20 protein-coding genes are annotated in these 18,811 nt (G+C 32.8%); 3 read left to right on the forward strand and 17 right to left on the reverse strand.

The features are described from left to right. Window positions 1-53 precede the first annotated feature (53 nt). The 11 genes from ACZYT4_RS02145 to ACZYT4_RS02195 form a co-directional block, all read right to left on the reverse strand. Window positions 54-530 (reverse strand): flavodoxin, encoded by a 477-nt coding sequence (locus ACZYT4_RS02145; RefSeq protein WP_463782005.1) that lies wholly within the window; start codon window positions 528-530, stop codon window positions 54-56. A gap of 11 nt (window positions 531-541) precedes the next feature. Next, entirely contained in the window at window positions 542-2,233 is a 1,692-nt protein-coding gene (locus ACZYT4_RS02150; RefSeq protein ID WP_463782006.1) for an aldo/keto reductase, read from the reverse strand. Window positions 2,234-2,737: 504 nt separating this feature from the next. Beyond that, window positions 2,738-4,138, reverse strand: a complete 1,401-nt coding sequence (locus ACZYT4_RS02155; RefSeq protein WP_463782007.1) for an MATE family efflux transporter — start codon at window positions 4,136-4,138, stop codon at window positions 2,738-2,740. A 16-nt stretch (window positions 4,139-4,154) separates the two neighbouring features. Continuing rightward, window positions 4,155-4,589: a MarR family winged helix-turn-helix transcriptional regulator gene (locus tag ACZYT4_RS02160; protein ID WP_463782008.1), complete on the reverse strand. Its 435-nt coding sequence runs from the start codon at window positions 4,587-4,589 to the stop codon at window positions 4,155-4,157. 139 nt (window positions 4,590-4,728) lie between these two features. Continuing rightward, on the reverse strand, window positions 4,729-6,474 hold the full coding sequence (locus ACZYT4_RS02165; protein WP_463782009.1) for a M3 family oligoendopeptidase: 1,746 nt from the start codon (window positions 6,472-6,474) through the stop codon (window positions 4,729-4,731). 50 nt (window positions 6,475-6,524) lie between these two features. Beyond that, window positions 6,525-7,433: a helix-turn-helix domain-containing protein gene (locus tag ACZYT4_RS02170; protein ID WP_463782010.1), complete on the reverse strand. Its 909-nt coding sequence runs from the start codon at window positions 7,431-7,433 to the stop codon at window positions 6,525-6,527. A 163-nt stretch (window positions 7,434-7,596) separates the two neighbouring features. Continuing rightward, window positions 7,597-8,778, reverse strand: a complete 1,182-nt coding sequence (locus ACZYT4_RS02175; RefSeq protein ID WP_463782011.1) for an iron-containing alcohol dehydrogenase — start codon at window positions 8,776-8,778, stop codon at window positions 7,597-7,599. Between the two features lie 19 nt (window positions 8,779-8,797). Next, a complete protein-coding gene (locus ACZYT4_RS02180) occupies window positions 8,798-9,535 on the reverse strand; it encodes an aldo/keto reductase (RefSeq protein ID WP_463782040.1) in 738 nt (245 codons plus the stop codon). Continuing rightward, entirely contained in the window at window positions 9,536-9,658 is a 123-nt protein-coding gene (locus ACZYT4_RS02185) for a hypothetical protein (protein ID WP_463782012.1), read from the reverse strand. Between the two features lie 30 nt (window positions 9,659-9,688). Continuing rightward, window positions 9,689-10,519: an SDR family oxidoreductase gene (locus ACZYT4_RS02190; protein ID WP_463782013.1), complete on the reverse strand. Its 831-nt coding sequence runs from the start codon at window positions 10,517-10,519 to the stop codon at window positions 9,689-9,691. A 20-nt stretch (window positions 10,520-10,539) separates the two neighbouring features. Next, entirely contained in the window at window positions 10,540-11,070 is a 531-nt protein-coding gene (locus tag ACZYT4_RS02195; protein WP_463782014.1) for a flavodoxin, read from the reverse strand. Window positions 11,071-11,731: 661 nt separating this feature from the next. Here ACZYT4_RS02195 and ACZYT4_RS02200 point away from each other — a divergent pair. Next, window positions 11,732-11,992 (forward strand): type II toxin-antitoxin system Phd/YefM family antitoxin, encoded by a 261-nt coding sequence (locus tag ACZYT4_RS02200; RefSeq protein ID WP_463782015.1) that lies wholly within the window; start codon window positions 11,732-11,734, stop codon window positions 11,990-11,992. Further along, window positions 11,982-12,299: a type II toxin-antitoxin system RelE/ParE family toxin gene (locus ACZYT4_RS02205; protein WP_463782016.1), complete on the forward strand. Its 318-nt coding sequence runs from the start codon at window positions 11,982-11,984 to the stop codon at window positions 12,297-12,299. The genes ACZYT4_RS02200 and ACZYT4_RS02205 overlap by 11 nt, the downstream gene beginning before the upstream one ends. Window positions 12,300-12,507: 208 nt before the next feature. Here ACZYT4_RS02205 and ACZYT4_RS02210 read toward each other — a convergent pair whose 3' ends face one another. The 5 genes from ACZYT4_RS02210 to ACZYT4_RS02230 form a co-directional block, all read right to left on the reverse strand. After that, window positions 12,508-13,401 carry a LysR family transcriptional regulator gene (locus ACZYT4_RS02210; RefSeq protein ID WP_463782017.1) on the reverse strand — a complete coding sequence of 298 codons (894 nt, stop codon included), beginning with the start codon at window positions 13,399-13,401 and terminating at the stop codon, window positions 12,508-12,510. A gap of 102 nt (window positions 13,402-13,503) precedes the next feature. After that, complete coding sequence (locus ACZYT4_RS02215; RefSeq protein WP_463782018.1) at window positions 13,504-14,058, reverse strand: flavodoxin family protein; 555 nt, start codon at window positions 14,056-14,058, stop codon at window positions 13,504-13,506. 21 nt (window positions 14,059-14,079) lie between these two features. Then, the gene (locus ACZYT4_RS02220; RefSeq protein ID WP_463782019.1) at window positions 14,080-14,832 is read right to left on the reverse strand and encodes a carboxymuconolactone decarboxylase family protein; all 753 of its coding nucleotides are present in this window, start codon (window positions 14,830-14,832) and stop codon (window positions 14,080-14,082) included. 13 nt (window positions 14,833-14,845) lie between these two features. Then, the gene (locus tag ACZYT4_RS02225; protein WP_463782020.1) at window positions 14,846-15,082 is read right to left on the reverse strand and encodes an NADPH-dependent FMN reductase family protein; all 237 of its coding nucleotides are present in this window, start codon (window positions 15,080-15,082) and stop codon (window positions 14,846-14,848) included. A gap of 24 nt (window positions 15,083-15,106) precedes the next feature. Further along, complete coding sequence (locus ACZYT4_RS02230) at window positions 15,107-15,340, reverse strand: NADPH-dependent FMN reductase family protein (RefSeq protein WP_463782021.1); 234 nt, start codon at window positions 15,338-15,340, stop codon at window positions 15,107-15,109. 159 nt (window positions 15,341-15,499) lie between these two features. Between ACZYT4_RS02230 and ACZYT4_RS02235 the strand changes: the two genes are divergently transcribed. Beyond that, a complete protein-coding gene (locus tag ACZYT4_RS02235) occupies window positions 15,500-17,254 on the forward strand; it encodes an aminopeptidase P family protein (protein ID WP_463782022.1) in 1,755 nt (584 codons plus the stop codon). 30 nt (window positions 17,255-17,284) lie between these two features. On the opposite strand, the gene ACZYT4_RS02240 is transcribed toward ACZYT4_RS02235, so the two are convergent. Beyond that, window positions 17,285-18,730, reverse strand: a complete 1,446-nt coding sequence (locus tag ACZYT4_RS02240) for a 6-phospho-beta-glucosidase (RefSeq protein ID WP_463782023.1) — start codon at window positions 18,728-18,730, stop codon at window positions 17,285-17,287. Between the last annotated feature and the right edge of the window lie 81 nt (window positions 18,731-18,811).

Below are 18,811 nucleotides of genomic sequence, written 5' to 3' on the forward strand. Positions count from 1 at the left end.
TTACTTATATGTCTTGAAAACATAAAAAAGAGATATGATTTCTTTCATATCTCTTATAAAAATGATTCGGCCCATTTTTTTAAAGTATTTGCATCAACCTGACTATCAAAACGACGTCCTTGACATAGCTGAGCATTCACACAAGAGGGTGCTAATTCCTGATTTGTATTTCCCATACCACTGCCTCCTGATGTCGCAAAAGGAATGATTGTTTTTTCTGATAAATCATATTGTTCTAAAAATGTATTGATAATTGTTGGTGCTACATACCACCAGATTGGAAAACCAATAAAGATCACATCATAATCATCCATATTTTGCACTTCGTTTTGAATCGCTGGACGATATGTTTTATCTTTCATTTCTTGACTGCTGCGACTTTGAGGATTGTTCCAATTTAAATCAGCTTGACTATAAGGTTGAGCTGGTATAATTTCATGTAAATCCCCATGAATGGCTTCTGATAGTTTTTGAGCCACTCTGGCTGTTGTTCCACTTGCAGAAAAATACGCTACTAAAACTCTTTTCATTTTCTTCACTCCTATTCTCCAAAATATAAGGAAATCTCTTCCATTCTTTGCATTTGACTGACATGGAAAGGACAGCGGTGATTGCAATGCCCACATTGAATACAGTCACTAGCTTTCTTTTCTAGATGATGATAGTGATCACTAGCTAATTCATCACCTAATAATGCCAAATCATAATATTTATTAATCAAAGCAATATCCAATCCCATAGGACAAGGATGACAATGTTTGCAATAAACACATTTTCCCTGATGTTCTACAGCATCAAAAGTTGAAATAATCGTATAATCTTTTTCTTCATCACAAGCTTGTGTATACTTGAGGATGTCTTTTAAATCATTACGATTTCTCACTCCTGGCAAAACTGTCACAACAGCTGGTTTATCCAATGCATATTGGATACATTGAATACGTGTAAGTGCTTGGGGAAAAGGTGATTTATCGGCATCTAAAAGTTGCCCTGCACTAAAAGCTTTCATGACAGAAATTCCAACCCCTTCTTTTTCACAACGCTGATATAAAGCCATTCTTTCATCAGTCTGTCCAATTGCATATTCTCCATGTTTATAATCATATGCAGGATTAATACTGAACATCACCATATCTAAAATATGCATATCTAAAACTTTATGAACAATTTCTGGTGTATGTGATGATAATCCGATATGTTTAACAATACCCTGTTTTTTGAGTTCTTGAATATAATCTATAACCCCTGCTTCTTCAACAGCTTTTAAATCTGCTTCTTCATCAAGACAATGAATAAAACCAAAATCAATATAATCTGTCTGCAACATTTTTAATTGCCATTGTATTGATTGTTTAATCTTTTCTAAATTCGTTGTCCAGCCATATTCACCTGTTTCATAATTAGCTCCAAAATGAATCTGTAAATACACTTTTTCTCTTTGATCTTTGATAGCTTGACCAACTGCCTGAAATGTTTTCGCATGCCCACTAGCCAAATCGATATAATTCACCCCTTGTGCTATTGCTTCTTGAATCGTTGCAACGATTTCTTCATCACTTGATTCGCCAAGTGAACTGGTTCCTAAACCAATCACACTGATTTTTTCATTGCCATGTGGTAATTGTCTATACTCCATTGATTTCAACTCCTTTGCATATAAGTAAATTGTAAAATCTTTATCTCGTTGATAGTGCCCAAGTTGCTTCATGTGATGATGATCATAGAATTCATAAGCACAACTTGTGTCCGTATACAATATATAACAAGAACATGCTTCTTTTTGAAATAAAGATTCTGCATACTCATAAAGCCTTGTTCCTACACCCTGATGCTGATATTTTTCATCAACCATAAACAAAACAATTTCTCCATCATATGTCTGATGCGTCTGTTTTAATAACTGATCACAACTTTGATGATAAGCTTGCATCATTTGACGATAAGATGAAATAGAATGAAAGTCATCATGTTGATGATAGAGAAGATTCTGATATTCTTCGGGAATCAAAATTTTATCTTTTTTAGATAAAGATAGTGCTAAAAAACCAACAATATTTTGATTTTCAACCGTGATATATAAATCTGTTGAATGCAATAGAACATCATAAAAATATTCTTGTGAAAAAATCATTCCATTTTTTAAGCCCTTAAACATTTGATCTAATTTCCAGACATGGCAAATCATCTCTACGATTGTTGATGTCTCAGCCCATTGAAATTTTTCTATTTGCATAATGTCACCACAACTTTCAATTTTATTGTATATCACTCCATATATGACTTCAAATACTTATATTTCATATTCAATTATGCTTATAAAGCATAATAAAAGAATCACTTATCAAAGCAATTCTTATTCTAGATATTCTTTAATTGAACTCATTTTATCATCCAAATCATTTCACATCTACACAGAGGCAAATAACTACTGAGCTATATAATTCTCTTTATCTTGATTAATCACCATTTTATCTCAAATTGCCCTAAAGTTCATAATCCACTTTTTTCTAACTATGTGAATAGCATCCTGCAGTCATAAATATCATATTGAAAAGAACAGATCATAATAATCCAACAATATTATAAAGATACCATTGTTTCTACATTCCCTGAATAACCCTGTTATTTTAGCCATTGAGCAATGTTCACATGAGACCTTAAATGCGGATGAAGTGATGAGTGGCAGGATTTCTTCCTGCCACTCATCACTTCATCAACAAAAGTATCTTTAAACTGTTCAATCATCATATGACTTTTCTGCCTTATGATTTAATTGCATCTCTTTCATTTTATTTTTCATTTCAAAGTAGAACATTGTTGAAGTTGTCAAAACAGCAATGGTATCCGCAATAGGCTCTGCCAAAAAGACTGCAAAAACCTGATCAGATATCAACATTGGTAAAATATAAATCAATGGAATCAAAACAAGAATCTTTCTAAAGACTGCCAAAAAAGCACTCTTCTTTGAATTTCCAAAAGCAATAAATGTCTGTTGACATGAGATTTGAATACCCATCAATAAAACACCTGCCATATAAATTCTTAATGCCCAGATTGTGATTTCAGTTAATTGTGGATCACTTGTAAAAATAGCAACAAATAAACCTGGTACTAGCATAATCAATAACCATAATAAAGATGAATATGAAAAACATGAAATTGTTTGAAGTTTAAATGCCTTTTGAACACGTTCTCCCTGATTAGCACCATAGTTATAACTAATAATAGGTTGTCCACCTTGTGTTAAACCTTGTAATGGCAGCATCGCAAATTGCATAACACTTGATAAAATTGTCATAGCCCCAACAGCCAAATCTCCACCATATTTTAATAATGATGAGTTAAAGCATAATACCAAAACACTTTCAGTAGCCTGCATAGCAAAAGGAGCAACTCCTAAAGCAATACATGGAAGTAAAATATGAAAATCAATTTTCAAGTTTTTTCTTTTTAATTTCAAAGTTGTGTTTTTTCCTGATAGGAACCAGAATGCCCAGATGGCACTTAAGGCCTGTGATAAAACTGTTGCGATAGCTGCACCTTGAACACCCATGTTGAATCCAAAAATGAAAATAGGATCTAAAATAATGTTTGTGACAGCACCAATGACAACGGTTAACATACTGATTTTAGAAAACCCTTGTGCAGATATAAAAGCATTCAACCCTAGTGTCAATTGAACAAAGATTGTCCCTATGGCATAAATTGTCATATAATCCATAGCATAACCAATTGTATTTGTGCTCGCTCCAAAAAGGTATAATAAAGGTTCTTGAAATAATAAAACCAAAACTGTTAATAACACTGCAATGATTATTAATGATGTGGTACAGTTTCCTAAGATTTTTTCTGCAGTATCATTATCTTTTTTACCCATGAAAATACTGGCACGTGGTGCTCCACCCATACCAAACAAGTAAGCAAAAGCTGAAATAATCATAATAAGAGGAAAACATACACCTACGCCTGTTAAAGCTGTTGAACCAATTTCTGGAATATGTCCAATATACATACGATCAACCATATTATATAATGCATTGACAACCTGTGATGTAATGGCTGGTACTGCCAAAATAAACAGTAAATGTCCGACAGGTTCTTTTCCCAAATCGACTTCCTGTGACATTTTCAATTTCATAATCAAACCACCCTTTCTATTGATTTTCTTTAAAACGTTGAATAATTTTTGACATCGTCATTTCCATAGCCTTCATCTCTTCTTCACTAATATCTGCTAGAACATCATGATTAATCTTTTGAATCTCTGACTTTAAAACCTTAATCACTTCAGATGATTCTGATGTTAAATAAATATGCAAAACACGCCTATCAGAGACATCATTTTCACATCGAATCCATCCTTTTTTCATGAGACTATCTATACTTCTGCTAATCAATCCTTTAGAAACTCCCAGCAAAACATTCAACTGGCTGCTTGTGGTAATTGTAGGATTATTAGAAAGTAAAATAAGAATATTAATTTCATTAGGTGATAATTTTATATCTTTAAGTCTTTTATTCAAAATATTTGCATAACATTTTCTAATTTGAATAAAATATTCTAACATTGTTTCTATGTTCGTTTTCATACACCCTCCTTTTAGTTTACATGTATATCATTTACACATAAACAATATACATCCAAACTATAGTGAAGTCAATAGTTTTATCTGACCCTTATCATTAAAAAAAGTCCCAAAACATATGAATGTTTGGAACTCTCCATCATTATGAATTTTGTTTTAATAACTCTTCAAACAAATCAATATCATCTTTTATCATGTCTATTGAATTTTGCCAGAAATGAGCATCTTGTAAATCAATACCAACGCTTTTTCCAACATCTTCTAAACTCATCTGTCCTGTTAATGATAAAAACTTTTCATAAGTCTCACTAAAAGATGGTCCTTGTTGTTGATATAAAGCATATAATCCTTTCGCCAATAAAAGACCAAATGCATAAGGGAAATTATAGAAAGCATAATCTGCCTCATAATAATGTGGCTTCCATGTCCACATATAAGGATGTAAATAACGATGATCCAATCCTTGTCCATAAGCTTCCTTTTGAGCTTCAAGCATCAAATCTTTGATTTCTTCAACGCTTAAAGGTCCTTTTTGTCGTCTTTCAATCAGACGACTTTCAAATAGAAAACGAGAATAAATATCAACAATAACTTGTGCGCAATCACAAAGTTCATTTTCTAAAATAAAGAGCTTTTGTGTTGAATCAGCTGATTTTAAAGCTGCATTTTTAATAATAGTTTCACAAAATGTTGAAGCTGTTTCAGCAATAGGCATTGGATAATCTGCATTTAAAGCTGTTTGTTGATTCAAGCATTCTCCATGAAAACCATGACCGAGTTCATGTCCCAAAGTCACGGTATCACCAAATTCATTGCCATAATTCAATAAAAAGCGACTTTCCCCAATACAATGTAAATTATGGCAGAATGCACCTCCAACTTTACCTACTCTTGGATAAACATCAATCCAATGTTGTTCAACTGCTTTTTTAGCATAATCACCTAAATGTTTGGAAAAACTATAAAACTGCTCTATCACAAACTGACTGCCTTTTTCAAAAGGATAAGATTCATGACTTTCCACTACTGGAGCATACAGTTCATACCATGGTAATCCCTGAAAGTAGCCTAAGTGTTCCGCTTTTAAACGATAATATCTTTCAAAAATTGGTAATGCTTTTTTCATTGTTTCCAGCAAAACATCCAATGTTTTTTGTGACATTCTTGAATCTATTAAAGTACGCTGTAAAACAGAATCATAACCTCTTAATTGTGTTACTGTTATGGCTTCACCTTTAATAGCATTCAAAGCACTGGCCACACCCTGTTCAACTTGACTGTAGGCTGCCAGTTCTGCTTCGTAAGCTTTTTTTCTGACATCTTTATCCTTTGAATAAGCCATATTCAGCACTTCTGTTAATGGGTAATCTTTTCCATCCATTGACACTTTCATAGATGAAATCAACTGATCTTTATATTTCAGCCAGGCACTTGATCCCGTTGTTTTCATTTGTGCCAAGACTTTCTCTCCTTCATCACTTAAGAGATGATGATTGTTTTCCTGAATTTCTTGTAAAACATACATATGTTCCTGAATATAGGAATCTTGAATCTGACTCAAATCAAACTGTCCAATCCAACGATCAATTCTGGCTTGTGTATCAGCAAAACTTGCTAAAAGAGTTTCAATAACAGATGAATATTTTAAAGCATCCTGATTTGTTGTATCACTACTCATCGTTAATGATATAAAAGCATATATTTTTTCTACCAGATCCTGAAATTGATTGGATTGTTCTAAATATGACTTTAGATTGTCTTCGTGAACATCCTGACAAGGAATGCTTTTCATATCTTCTAGTCTTTTTTCTAAAGTCTTTATATCCTTTGAGAATTGTGGATCATCAAAAGATAAATATAACTGATTTAAATCCCAACATTTTTCCATAAAAAACCTCCTTGTTCTTATTATATACTTATTTTCTTCTTTTTACACGCTTATTGCTTTTGACGCCATTGTGCAATAGCCATTGAGATAAAAACAGTAATTGGAAAAATAACCCATCCTGGATGCCACCAGTTTTGTGTAAACCCCATAATCAAATAAATCATCGCCGCCAAAGGCATTGTTATAGCATAAATACTTTCATTTTCTTTTTCCTTTTCTTTTTCTTTGATATATGATGAATTATCAAGTAAGAATTTATACATATCATCCAAAATTCCATAATAGATAAAGAGAAAAACAGCCAGACTCACACACAAGATAAACTGTGCTGTAATCAGTTGAGGATAAGGTATGTGAAGTTCACTCAATAACGCAACAATCGCTAAAGATAAAATAATAATCAAAACTCCTGAAGCCATAGCTACTACAAAACGTGAATGAAAATGTTGATATTGATTTTGTAGTTGCTGCAAAAGAGAATAGCTCATTTTCATTTCTTTGTTTTCTATATCTTGATACTGTTTTGTTGAAAGACCAGTCATAATAAGTCCAAAGACACCAATACCTACTACCAATAAAAAGCCAAATCCACTCAATGTTTCATAAGCTGTATCTGTACATAAAATAGGAATGATTAAACCTAAAACAATAAATGCAATCAAACAAGCCATATATAAAGCAAATTTCTTTTTGAATTGCATATATGTTTCAATTTGATGTTCTGAAACATAATCATAGTTTTTCTCATATGATTGAGGAGTCGTTTGATCTTTTATTAAATAATCTAAACTCACCTGAAACAAATCACTGATCAGTATCAATTTTTCCATTTCTGGATAACTTCCCTGTGATTCCCATTTACTCACTGCCTGTCTAGACACATGAAGCATTCCAGCAAGTTCTTCTTGAGATAAACCTCTTTCTTTTCTTAAATATTGTAATTTTTCTCCAAAATTCATATTTTCACCTTCCTTGGTTTTATCATAGCGAAAACAATTCCTATATACCACCAACATGAAGTTGTTTTTTGTCAACAGATGGTTGCATTTTTCTTTTTTTAAGATTGCAACTTTATTTTAACATATTTCATATCATGAAAAAAAGAAGATGCCACAACATCTTCTATAAACACATCTTATAAATATTGAGACAATCTTCCTGTGTCAATGGACGATAAGCATTTGGTAAAGACTCTTTTCCATAACAAGCTTTGACTTTCATTTCATCAAATTTTTGATCATCTAAACCAAGTTCTGATAAATGAACTGGTAAATGTAATTCATCTTTAATAAATGCCTGCAGAGCATCAATGGCCTGATAGGCATCAACTTTGACATCTCCACTTGGTTCAACATCCATAACGTTTTTACCAAATCTAGCAAAATCTTCAGCAACACTATCATCTCGATCTAATAAATATTTCATCCATTTTGGTGCTAAAATTGCTAAACCTAATCCATGTATCAAATCATATGATGATGAGAATTGTTCTAATGCATGTAAAGAAGCCTGTGTCTTAAATCCAGACGTACAGAAACTATTTAATGCCCAGCTGGCAGCCCATAACATGGTTGCTCGAGTCTCATAATTTTCAGGTTCTTTAATAGCAATAGGCAGTTGTGTTCGAACAGTTTTTAAAAGCGTTTCGACAACATTGAACTGTAATGGATATTTAGGTGCATTAACAAAATAATTCATATCAAAGAAATGAGCCATAATATCAAAACCACCACAAGCTGTCTGTCTTGCTGGAACTGTAAAGGTATTTGTTGGATCTAGGAATGCTGCTTTTGGTCTAATCGCTTCTCCATTGATTCCACTTTTGACCTTGATATCTTCATTGGCAATCACACAAGATTTATCCATCTCACTACCAGTCGAAGCAATTGTTGGCATAGCAATCACAGCCAAGGCATCTTTCCATTCAACTTTTCCTTCAACCAAATCCCAAATATTATCTGTTTTTGATAATGCTGTTGCTGCAATAGCTTTACAACAATCGATTGTTGAACCTCCCCCTATGGCTAGAGTTGTTTGAATGCCATGTTCTTTACATAAGGCAGCACCTCTATTCACTGTTGTATGTCTTGGATTGGGTTCCACTGCTCCTAACTCATAAACTGTAATACCATGAGATTTCAATTCATCTAAAACATTTGAATATAGTGGTGAATTTTGAATAAATTCTCCTCCATGAGCAACAAGAACCTTATCACCATATTTCAATACTTCTTCATGAAGATGATGTAATTGGTTCTTTCCAAAATAAACCTTTGTCGTATTTTGAAATTGAAAATCATTCATTATTATTCCCTCGCTTTCTTTATTTTTCTTCATCATAATGATATCGATTCAAACAAATTCTTTTCACAACGTTAGGATTTCTGTTATCAAATGTATTTTCCTGAGGATCATCCAATAAAGATATCTGATGCATATCTTCATCAGTTAAACAGAAATCAAAAATATCCATATTTTCTTTCATTCTAAATAAATGTGTTGTACGTGTTAAAGTCACAATGCCACGTTGGATTAACCAGCGCAATATAATTTGTCCGACACTTTTATGATGCTTACTAGCTATCTTTAATAAGATTTCATTTTCAAACAACTGATGATTTCCCTGACTAAATGGAGAATGTGCCTCATGAACAATATCATACTGATCCATAAATTGTTTTGTATCCTGATGTTGAAAATAAGGATTGGTGCGAATTTGATTAATGACAGGTTTGACATTGACATGCATCAAAAAATCCATCAAACGAGCAGCATACATATTACTTACACCTAATGCTCTCACTTTTCCTGCATGGTAAGCTTCTTCCATGGCTTTCCATTGTCCATAAATATCTCCCATAGGTTCATGAATCAAAAGTAAATCTATATAATCCAATTGCAATCTTTGTAAAGCAGCATCAATCGCTTTTTGAGACTTTTCATAGCCAGCATCCTGTACCCATAATTTTGTTGTGATAAATAAATCTTCTCTATTGACACCACAATTTTGAATAGCTTTTCCCACTTCAATTTCATTCATATAAATAGCTGCAGTATCAATTTAACGATAACCTGATTGAATGGCTTCAATAACTTTTTGTTCACATTCTTCTTTTTTAATTTGATAGACACCAAAACCAAGCATAGGCATAATTACGCCATTATTTAATGTTTTATATTCCATTTGTCTCTTCCTTTCCACTTACATATGAGATTATTGTTGTGGTATTAATGGGCCATAATAGTATGAAGCAGTTGCTCCGCCATCAATCAGGAATGTTGATCCCGTAATAAATGCTCCACGATCACTCATCAACAATTCTGCAACATTTGCAATTTCATCGGCTGTTCCTGGTCTACCTGCTGGACAAGAAGCAAACATGTTCTTATAGAAATCTCCTCTAGGCCCATTGAATTCATCAATAGCTAATGGTGTGACCACAATCCCTGGGGCAATGGCATTAATACGTGCTTTCTTTTCTCCCCACTTCACTGATTCAGCCATAACTCTTTTTTCATTACAACGTTTTGCAAGTTGATAAGCATGTAAAGTATCTCGAATATTTTCCACTTTTAATAAATCAATATTCAACAACTCTTCTGTTGGTGTACAAGCCAGTTGCTCATCTTCTTGTGGTGTTAATTGTTTCATTCTAAATCCTGATTGACTTGAAATTGTCACACCTACTCCACCTGGTTCAATAACCTTTCCAACTTCTTCTAACAATACAGCTGTTCCATATAAATCGACATGTAAAATCGTTTCAATAGGTGCCTGACTTGGAGATACTCCTGCACCATTGACCATCATTGTGATAGGTCCATATTTTTTAGCTTCTTCAATCATCTTTAAAATAGATTCTCGAGAAGATAAATCCATTTCAAATGGTACCACATCATATCCTGCATCATTCATTGTTTTGGCAATCGCATTCGCATTTTGAATATTCTTATCACCCATCACAATTTTCTTTCCATAACCTACTCTTCTGGCAATCGCCATACTAATTTGACCAGCTCCAGTCACAATCATAACTTCTTTCATATTTTATCGCTCCTTTTCTCTTATATTTGAATTTCAAAATTTTGATCTTTTAACCATTTTTCAATTTGCCCTTTTGCATGTTTCACCTGACTGCCTCTTATCGCTAAAGGCTGATGAATAATCGCCTGTGGACATAATTTTTGAATATCTTCCACACTATGTTCCATTCTACTTCCTTCATGCGTACAAAGTGGATAAATATGTTTATGCTCTGTCTGATGACTTTTTAAAAATGTAAACATAGCCATTGGCATGGTTGACCACCAATTAGGATAACAGAGAAAAATATGATCATAATCCTTAAACTGATGAACATAATCCAATATTTTGGGTCTTTCATTATTTTCCAATTCTTTTTTCGCTTCTTGTGTACATTGATGATAATCTTGAGGATATTCATGGACTGTTTCCACTTGAAACAAGGTACTTTCAATACATGAATGAATCATTTCTGCAACGACTTCAGTATTTCCTTTTTCCAAAGAGACAACCTGACCATTCACATAGTTCTCACCACTTCTTGAAAAATAAACAATTAAATTTTTACTCATTTGGCATCACCTCTTACATTTCTTATTATAGGGATTTACACTTTTTTAACAATTTTCCTTTCTAATCATATTTATAAGATTTTCTTATAAATATCTAAACAACACTTAAAGCACCTTGAAAACACTGCATGTATCAATAATTCTAGAGGCAGAAAGAAGATTTTTTACTACTCCCGAATGAACCTTGATACAGTAAAATACTTAGAAATGCAAAGTTACAGATTCAAAAAGCACATCAGTATTAACAAACTTGAATAACATATAGATGATAGGAATGTATAAAAGTGTTTTTTCTATGTTAGATATTCCAAAATGAGTATCTATTTTTCCCAAAACGAAAGGAGAATCAAAAAATGAATAAGATATTGAAATAATTATTTACTGGTATTCTCACCCTTGCAACTATCTTTATCGCACTGTCTACAAGCACTGTTCTTGATGCAAAAACAGCAAATATCAACTGGCGCATCTAGGCTGATGATATTGTTTTAAAAAATGAGAACAATCAGCAGACAGAAATGCACTATGCTCCCAACAATCCATAACAGATATAGCATAAAAATAAGAGCAGAAAATAAAAAATCACGAGAAAAACGTTGTTATTATGATAATATTTTGATAAAATTAAGATAGAATAAAAACGTGAAAGGAGTGCATAAACATGATACAAATTAGACCTGTTTCTGACCTTAGAAATAAATTCCCAGAGATCGAAGCTATTGTAAACAGTGGAAAACCTGTATATCTTACAAAAAATGGTTATGGAGCAATGGTCGTATTAAGCCTGGAAGAATACGCAAGTCTGACTGACAATATCGAGATGAAACTTGATGAAGCTGACAGACAAGCAGCAATGACAGAAAAAAGGCTTTCTCACGAAACAGTTTTTAGTAATGTAAGGAGTGCGGTTCATGGAAAATAAATCCTATCAACTTAGGTATTTACCACTATTTGAACAGGATTTAATTAGTACTGCGAATTACATTACTAATGTTTTAAAAAATGAGGATGCAGCATTACGATTGATTGATGATGTTGAAAACGCCATTTTGGAAAGACTGAACAATCCTACTGTTTTTGAACCGTACCATTCTGCTAAAAAACGAGACTATCCATACTATCGAATCCATGTAAGAAATTATGTAGTTTATTATGTGGTGATTGATGATGTAATGGAAGTACGCCGCTTGATGTATGGTGCAAGAAATACGGATAGACATTTAGAATAGAAAAAAATTCACAGAAGCAGTAAATCTAAAGTTTGCTGCTTTTTTCATGGAAAAGAGTATTTTTTATATGATACTATTCAATAAATGTGGGAAACATATCAATGTTAATAACAAATCACTACTTTTTCGTTTTTCTGCTAGTTCATTGCTTCTGCAGTTTGTTTCAATGGTTATACTACAGAAAAAAAGAATAACTATCCTTTGATAATTATTCCTCATAACTTTTTCTCATCTTTTTTCTTAGAATCTCAACAAATTCTTCAATATAATAAGTTGTCTTTTCTTTTCGCCAAAAAGCACAATAATTACGTTGTAGCTGTTTATGATGTCGATAAAGTGGTATCACCTTAATATTTGAAGAAGGTGAGACAGGCACTTGGGCATGTTCAATTGGCATAAAGCCCTTATTAATCGCAACTAATAGTCTGGCCTCATCAATATCATTCGCAAATATATAAGGACACTTCAGTCCAATAATATTTTCATAAAACTCCTGTTCAATCGCCTGCTGATCTTGAGACGCCACTACAATACAAGGTGTTTTTTTCAAATCATCCACATCAAGAATATTTTTTTCACTTAAAGGATGATTCGTAGAGATTTCGACATAGCATTCCATATGTAATAAATGATAATTGACATAATCATCATGAAAAGCCCTTCTTTGATCACTAATGACCACACTTGACTGCTGGTCAAGTAAATAATTATATAACTCTTCATGATTCCCACGTTTTAAATCTATAGAAACATCAGGATACAAAGAAGAAAACTCAACAATGGCTTCTTTCAATTCTTTTCCTGGATATCCTCTTAAATATCCAATCTTTAAAACATTCTCATCCTCTTCAATTTCTTTTGTCTTTTGACATAATTCATGAACTTCTTCCAGCACTTCTTTGGAACGTTTGTAAAAATATTCACCAGCTAAAGTTAAAGAAAATGACTTTTTATAGCGAATCAGTAATTGTGTATCTAACTCTTCTTCTAAGGCTTTGATCTGTTGAGAAATAGCAGATTGTGAAATATAACATTCTTCAGCAGCCTTCGTAAAGCTCTGTGTTTCAACAACGGCTATAAAATATTGCATCTGTTTAAACATAGGGTCATCTCCTTGATACTTATTTTACTATGAAATGAAAAAAGTATAAAGAAAAAGTCAATTCATTTTGTGTGAGAAAACAGTAAGAATTGACTTTATTTTTTAGATCTGTCGTCCTATTTCATAAGACTCTTGATATGATGGATGTTTGATAGCATCACCTATTTGAAAAGCACCTGTGCCATAAATAATTCCTTTTTCATCAACAGTACGTAAAACACGGATAAACCCTCGTAAACTTTCAATTGTGCCAACCATTTGCTGGTGATCTGGTGAACCACTTGTGATGATGAAATAAGCATCTTTTCTTTTTGATGATTCTCTGATTTCATATTCTCTTGCAAATATTCTATCTATCAGAAGTTTTAGCTGAGCAGAGACACTATAAAAGTAAACGGGTGTCGATAAAACCCAGATATCTGCATCAATCATTTTTTGAATGATTTGATTGGCATCATCTTGACGGAAACATTGATTATCGTGATGTCGACAATATTCACAGGCAATGCAGGGAGCAATTTGATAAGCATTTAAATGAATTATTTCTACATCTACGCCCTGTTCCTGTGCTCCCCTAGCAAATTGTTGGCATAAGACTTCACTATTTCCATGACGTCTAGGACTAGCAGATATGATTAAACATTTTCTTTTATTCATTTTGATGTTTCTCTCTTTCCATTATTGTTTAGCTGCTTCATTGACACAACGTAAAGCATTTAAACTTCTTGGATAACCAATATATGGTAAACATTGAGAAATAATTTGAATCAGGAAATGCTTATCATTTCCAATGCCCATATTGGCTGCCGCATGTGAAGTTAATTGAGGTTCACATCCTCCTTGTGCTGCCAAGAAACAAAAAGTAATCATTTCTCTTTGTTGATAGTTTAAACCACCTCTTGTGTAGTAATCTCCAAAACAGTTATCTGCCAGCCAATGATTGATATGCTTTGATTCTTCTGGTCCAGATTGATAAAAATCTCTCATACTCTCTCCAAAAATATTAACCTGTGCCTGAATCCCTTTTTCTAATCTGTTTTGAGAATTTGTCGTTGACTGTCCAGCTAATGGTAACTCAATACCCTGATTTGTACAAAAATCATTAACAGCATGTAAAAATGGGAAAGTTCTTCCAATTCCTAAATAAGCTGTTCCCTGATAAACAATTTCTTTCATTTCAACAGGTGTCACACCCATATGATAAGCAGCAACAAGTATAGTCTTAAATTCATCAATCCCTTGACATCCCAGCAGGGTTGCTAAAATAGCTAAAAATCTTGTCTTATCATCCAAATCATCATGATTCACAACTTCATCAAAAGTAAAATTATCAAATAATTCAATAAATTCAGGATCTGTTTTTGCTAAAGATGAATCATAACCTGGAAACATTCTTTCATGGTATTTTTTTGCATTTTCACTTATTGACATTTTGATTTCCTCCTTATAATGACATGAGTAACGTTATCCAATCATCAATTTCTTCTGGTTTTGTTATTAAGCGATTTCCACCTTGAGAATCAAATTGAATCGCCCGTTCATACTGAAACATTGCCCCTTGGCATAATTGTTTGATATCCTCAATAGTATGTCCTGGCCATCTACCATGTGTCTGAAAAGGAATCACTTTACGATTTTCCCAATGATGCTGTTTGATAAAACAAAACATGGCTGGTGCCATTGTATACCACCATGTTGGTGTTCCTCATATGATGGTATCGTAATGAGATATATCTATGGCATCAGCTTTCAATACAGGTTCGAAGTGATGCTCAACTTCCCATTTTCCTCTTTCTACAATTTCATCATAACTTCCTTGATAAGGTTCCATTGTTTCAATTTCAAACAAATCATATCCACACTTCTCATGAATCCTTTTGGCAATACTTCTAGTATTTCCATTGGCCTGTGAATAATAAACAATCAAAACATGACTCATGGTTTTCATCTCCTCTCATTATTATTTTATCTTTTCCATCAAAATCATCAATCTAGATTTCTAATCCTTTCTATAAGTTTTCCTTATTTATCATATTCTGATTATTTTTATTATCAAAACTTGTAAGAATATGATAAAGTATTAGTGGGGGTAATAATAATGATTAAAGAATTTCAAGAACTATTAAAAGACAAACATATTGATTACTATATTGTGCCTACTGATGATGATCATCAGTCAGAAACTGTTGGAGATTATTATCAGGCTCGTGCTTATTTAAGTGGTTTTACAGGAAGTGCTGGAACACTGCTTGTAACACCAAACGAGGCTTATTTATGGACTGATGGACGTTACTTTATCCAGGCAGCTAAAGAACTCTATGACGGTATTACTTTGATGAAGATGGGACAAAAAGGTGTTCCAACATTATTAGAATTTTTGGTAGAACATGTTCAAGACCATGAAGTCATTGCTTTTGATGGTCAAACAATGACTTGTCATTTTGTATTAGATTTAGAAAAACATCTTCAAAAAGACTATCAGATTCAATGTATTGATTTCATGCAGGAATTTTGGAAAGACCGTCCTCAAAGATCATGTGAAAAAGCTTTCCTTTATGATATTCAATATCATGGTTTAGCTGCACACGAAAAAATTGAAATCATATTAGAATATATGAAAGAAAATGATTGTCAATCACATATCATTGCCAGTCTTGATGATATTGCATGGACATTTAATATAAGGGGAAATGATATCCCTTGTTCTCCGGTTGTTTTGGCTTTTGCTTTAATTACTAATGAACGTTCTTACTTATATCTCCAAAAAGGAAGTTATGATTTAGAAATGGTTAAAGCCTTACAGCAGGAAAATGTAATTATTAAAGATTATCAGGATATTTATCAAGATGCTCATGAATTAACAGGACGTGTTTTATTAAGTACAAAACATATCAATTATCAATTATTTGAAGCTATTCAATGCCAGGTTGTAGATGGTATGAATCCTTCTCAAGCTTTTAAATCTATTAAAAATGATGTTGAGATTCAAAATTCTCAAAATGCACACATCAAAGATGGTGTTGCCATGACTAAATTTATGTATTGGCTTAAAAATAATTATGGAAAGATTGATATGGATGAAATGAGTGTTTCTGATAAAGTCCTAGAGTTTAGACAACAGCAGGATTTATTTATTGAACCAAGTTTTACAACAATCTGTGCATGGAAAGACAATGCCGCTTTAATGCATTATCACCCTACAAAAGAACAATATTCACCAATTGATCAGGATGGTATGTTATTAATTGATAGTGGTGGACAGTACATGGATGGAACAACAGATATTACGAGAACTTTTGTTTTAGGACAAATTACACCTATTCAGAAGAAACATTTCACAATGGTTTTACAAGGTATGTTAACACTTCAAAATGCTCATTTCTTACATGGATGTACAGGACAAAGCTTAGACATTTTAGCAAGAAGTCCTATGTGGAGTGAAGACATTGATTATCAATGCGGAACTGGACATGGAGTTGGACATCTTTTAAATGTTCATGAAGGTCCACAAGGTTTCCGTTATAAACTAAGATCTATGGATGAAAATGTGACACTTGAACCAGGCATGAATATCACAGATGAACCTGGAATCTATTTAGAAGGACAATATGGTATTCGTATTGAAAACGAATTATTATGTGTCAAGGGTGTAGAAAATGAATATGGACAATTCTTACATTTTGAACCATTAACATTCGTGCCTATTGATTTAGATGCTATTGAGGTGGATATGTTATCTCAAAAAGAAAAAAACTGGTTAAACCAGTATCATCAGGAAGTCTATGATAAAATTTCTCCATATTTAAATGAAGATGAAAAACAATGGTTAAAAGACTATACAAAGGCTATATAAAAGCAGGTCAAATCGACCTGCTTTTATTTATTATCCTAAATCTTCTCCATTTGTTTCAATGACTTTTTTATACCAATAGAAAGATTTTTTCTTTGCTCTTGAGAAATCTCCTTCATGAGCATTGTTATAATTAACATAGATAAATCCATAACGTTTATCATATTCACCAGTAGAAGCAGAAACGATATCAATTGGTGCCCACATTGTATATCCTAATAAATCAACACCATCATAGTCAACAGCTTCTTTCATAGCAGCAATATGAGCAGCTAAGTAATCAATACGATATTGATCATCAACAACATATTGATCATTATCATCAATATATTTATCATATGCTCCAAAACCATTTTCAACAATCATCATTGGAAGTTCAAAACGATCATTAAACCAGTTTAAACACCATCTTAAACCAACTGGATCAATTTGCCATCCCCAGTCACTTGCTTTTAAGTATGTATTTCTTACGAAATCTTCTTCTGAGAAATCAAATGAACGACCAAATCTTCCAGTGTATTTTGTTGCATAACTCATGTAATATGAGAATCCAATATAATCTACACATCCTTCAGCTAATGCTTTTTCATCTTCAGGCAAGATAAAATTGTCATATCCTTTTCTTTCAAATTTCTTTAATATATGTTTTGGATAATGTCCTCTTGCATGAACTTCTACAAACCAATATTTTTGATGCATAGCTTGTTGTGCATTCAAAACATCTTCAGGGTTACAAGTTGCTGGATAGACACCATTCATACCAATCATACATCCAACTTTTGCATCTGGATCAATTTCATGTGCTGCTTTAACAGCTAAAGCACTTGCTACCAATTCATGATGTGCTGATTTATACATCATGTATTCAATATCATCGCCCTCTTTCACAAGAACGGCACCTTCTTGCGCAAGGTGATGTGCTCCCATAGCTGTTAACTCAGCCTGATTATTGATTTCATTAAAAGTCATCCAATATTTGACTTTTCCTTTATATCTTTCAAAACATACTTTGGCATATTTCACAAAGAAATCAATACATCTTCTATCCATGAATCCATTATACTTTTCAGCTAAATGATATGGCATTTCAAAATGTGATAAAGTGACAATTGGTTCAATTCCCAATCTGTGCATTTCATCAAACATCTCATCATAGAATTTTAATCCTTCTTCATTTGGTTGTTCATCATCACCATTTGGAAAAATACGTGTCCAAGCAATAGAAGTTCTAAAAGCTTTAAATCCCATTTCTGCCATTAAAGCTAAATCTTCTTTATAATGATGATAGAAATCAATACCAACATGGTTTGGATAATCTTCACCTTCAACAACACCATGTGTAATTCTTCGTGCAACACCATTAGATCCGGCTGTCATAACATCAGCAATACTGACACCTTTTCCTCCTTCTTGCCAGGCACCTTCTGCCTGATGGGCTGCAATGGCTCCACCCCATAAAAAGTCTTTTCTAAATCCCATTTTTATTTCCTCCATTTCTGTTTTTATTATACTACATTCATTAACTTAACGTCATTATTTTTCATATCATAAAAAACATTA

The sequence above is a fragment of the Massilimicrobiota sp. mt181 genome, assembly GCF_055420065.1.

What these genes read in the sequence shown, in the direction of transcription:
- ACZYT4_RS02145 (WP_463782005.1), bottom strand. Translation starts at nt 530, where the DNA reads ATGAAAAGAGTTTTAGTAGCGTATTTTTCTGCAAGTGGAACAACAGCC.
- ACZYT4_RS02150 (WP_463782006.1), bottom strand. Translation starts at nt 2,233, where the DNA reads ATGCAAATAGAAAAATTTCAATGGGCTGAGACATCAACAATCGTAGAG.
- ACZYT4_RS02155 (WP_463782007.1), bottom strand. Translation starts at nt 4,138, where the DNA reads ATGAAATTGAAAATGTCACAGGAAGTCGATTTGGGAAAAGAACCTGTC.
- ACZYT4_RS02160 (WP_463782008.1), bottom strand. Translation starts at nt 4,589, where the DNA reads ATGAAAACGAACATAGAAACAATGTTAGAATATTTTATTCAAATTAGA.
- ACZYT4_RS02165 (WP_463782009.1), bottom strand. Translation starts at nt 6,474, where the DNA reads ATGGAAAAATGTTGGGATTTAAATCAGTTATATTTATCTTTTGATGAT.
- ACZYT4_RS02170 (WP_463782010.1), bottom strand. Translation starts at nt 7,433, where the DNA reads ATGAATTTTGGAGAAAAATTACAATATTTAAGAAAAGAAAGAGGTTTA.
- ACZYT4_RS02175 (WP_463782011.1), bottom strand. Translation starts at nt 8,778, where the DNA reads ATGAATGATTTTCAATTTCAAAATACGACAAAGGTTTATTTTGGAAAG.
- ACZYT4_RS02185 (WP_463782012.1), bottom strand. Translation starts at nt 9,658, where the DNA reads ATGGAATATAAAACATTAAATAATGGCGTAATTATGCCTATGCTTGGT.
- ACZYT4_RS02190 (WP_463782013.1), bottom strand. Translation starts at nt 10,519, where the DNA reads ATGAAAGAAGTTATGATTGTGACTGGAGCTGGTCAAATTAGTATGGCG.
- ACZYT4_RS02195 (WP_463782014.1), bottom strand. Translation starts at nt 11,070, where the DNA reads ATGAGTAAAAATTTAATTGTTTATTTTTCAAGAAGTGGTGAGAACTAT.
- ACZYT4_RS02200 (WP_463782015.1), top strand. Translation starts at nt 11,732, where the DNA reads ATGATACAAATTAGACCTGTTTCTGACCTTAGAAATAAATTCCCAGAG.
- ACZYT4_RS02205 (WP_463782016.1), top strand. Translation starts at nt 11,982, where the DNA reads ATGGAAAATAAATCCTATCAACTTAGGTATTTACCACTATTTGAACAG.
- ACZYT4_RS02210 (WP_463782017.1), bottom strand. Translation starts at nt 13,401, where the DNA reads ATGTTTAAACAGATGCAATATTTTATAGCCGTTGTTGAAACACAGAGC.
- ACZYT4_RS02215 (WP_463782018.1), bottom strand. Translation starts at nt 14,058, where the DNA reads ATGAATAAAAGAAAATGTTTAATCATATCTGCTAGTCCTAGACGTCAT.
- ACZYT4_RS02220 (WP_463782019.1), bottom strand. Translation starts at nt 14,832, where the DNA reads ATGTCAATAAGTGAAAATGCAAAAAAATACCATGAAAGAATGTTTCCA.
- ACZYT4_RS02225 (WP_463782020.1), bottom strand. Translation starts at nt 15,082, where the DNA reads ATGGCACCAGCCATGTTTTGTTTTATCAAACAGCATCATTGGGAAAAT.
- ACZYT4_RS02230 (WP_463782021.1), bottom strand. Translation starts at nt 15,340, where the DNA reads ATGAGTCATGTTTTGATTGTTTATTATTCACAGGCCAATGGAAATACT.
- ACZYT4_RS02235 (WP_463782022.1), top strand. Translation starts at nt 15,500, where the DNA reads ATGATTAAAGAATTTCAAGAACTATTAAAAGACAAACATATTGATTAC.
- ACZYT4_RS02240 (WP_463782023.1), bottom strand. Translation starts at nt 18,730, where the DNA reads ATGGGATTTAGAAAAGACTTTTTATGGGGTGGAGCCATTGCAGCCCAT.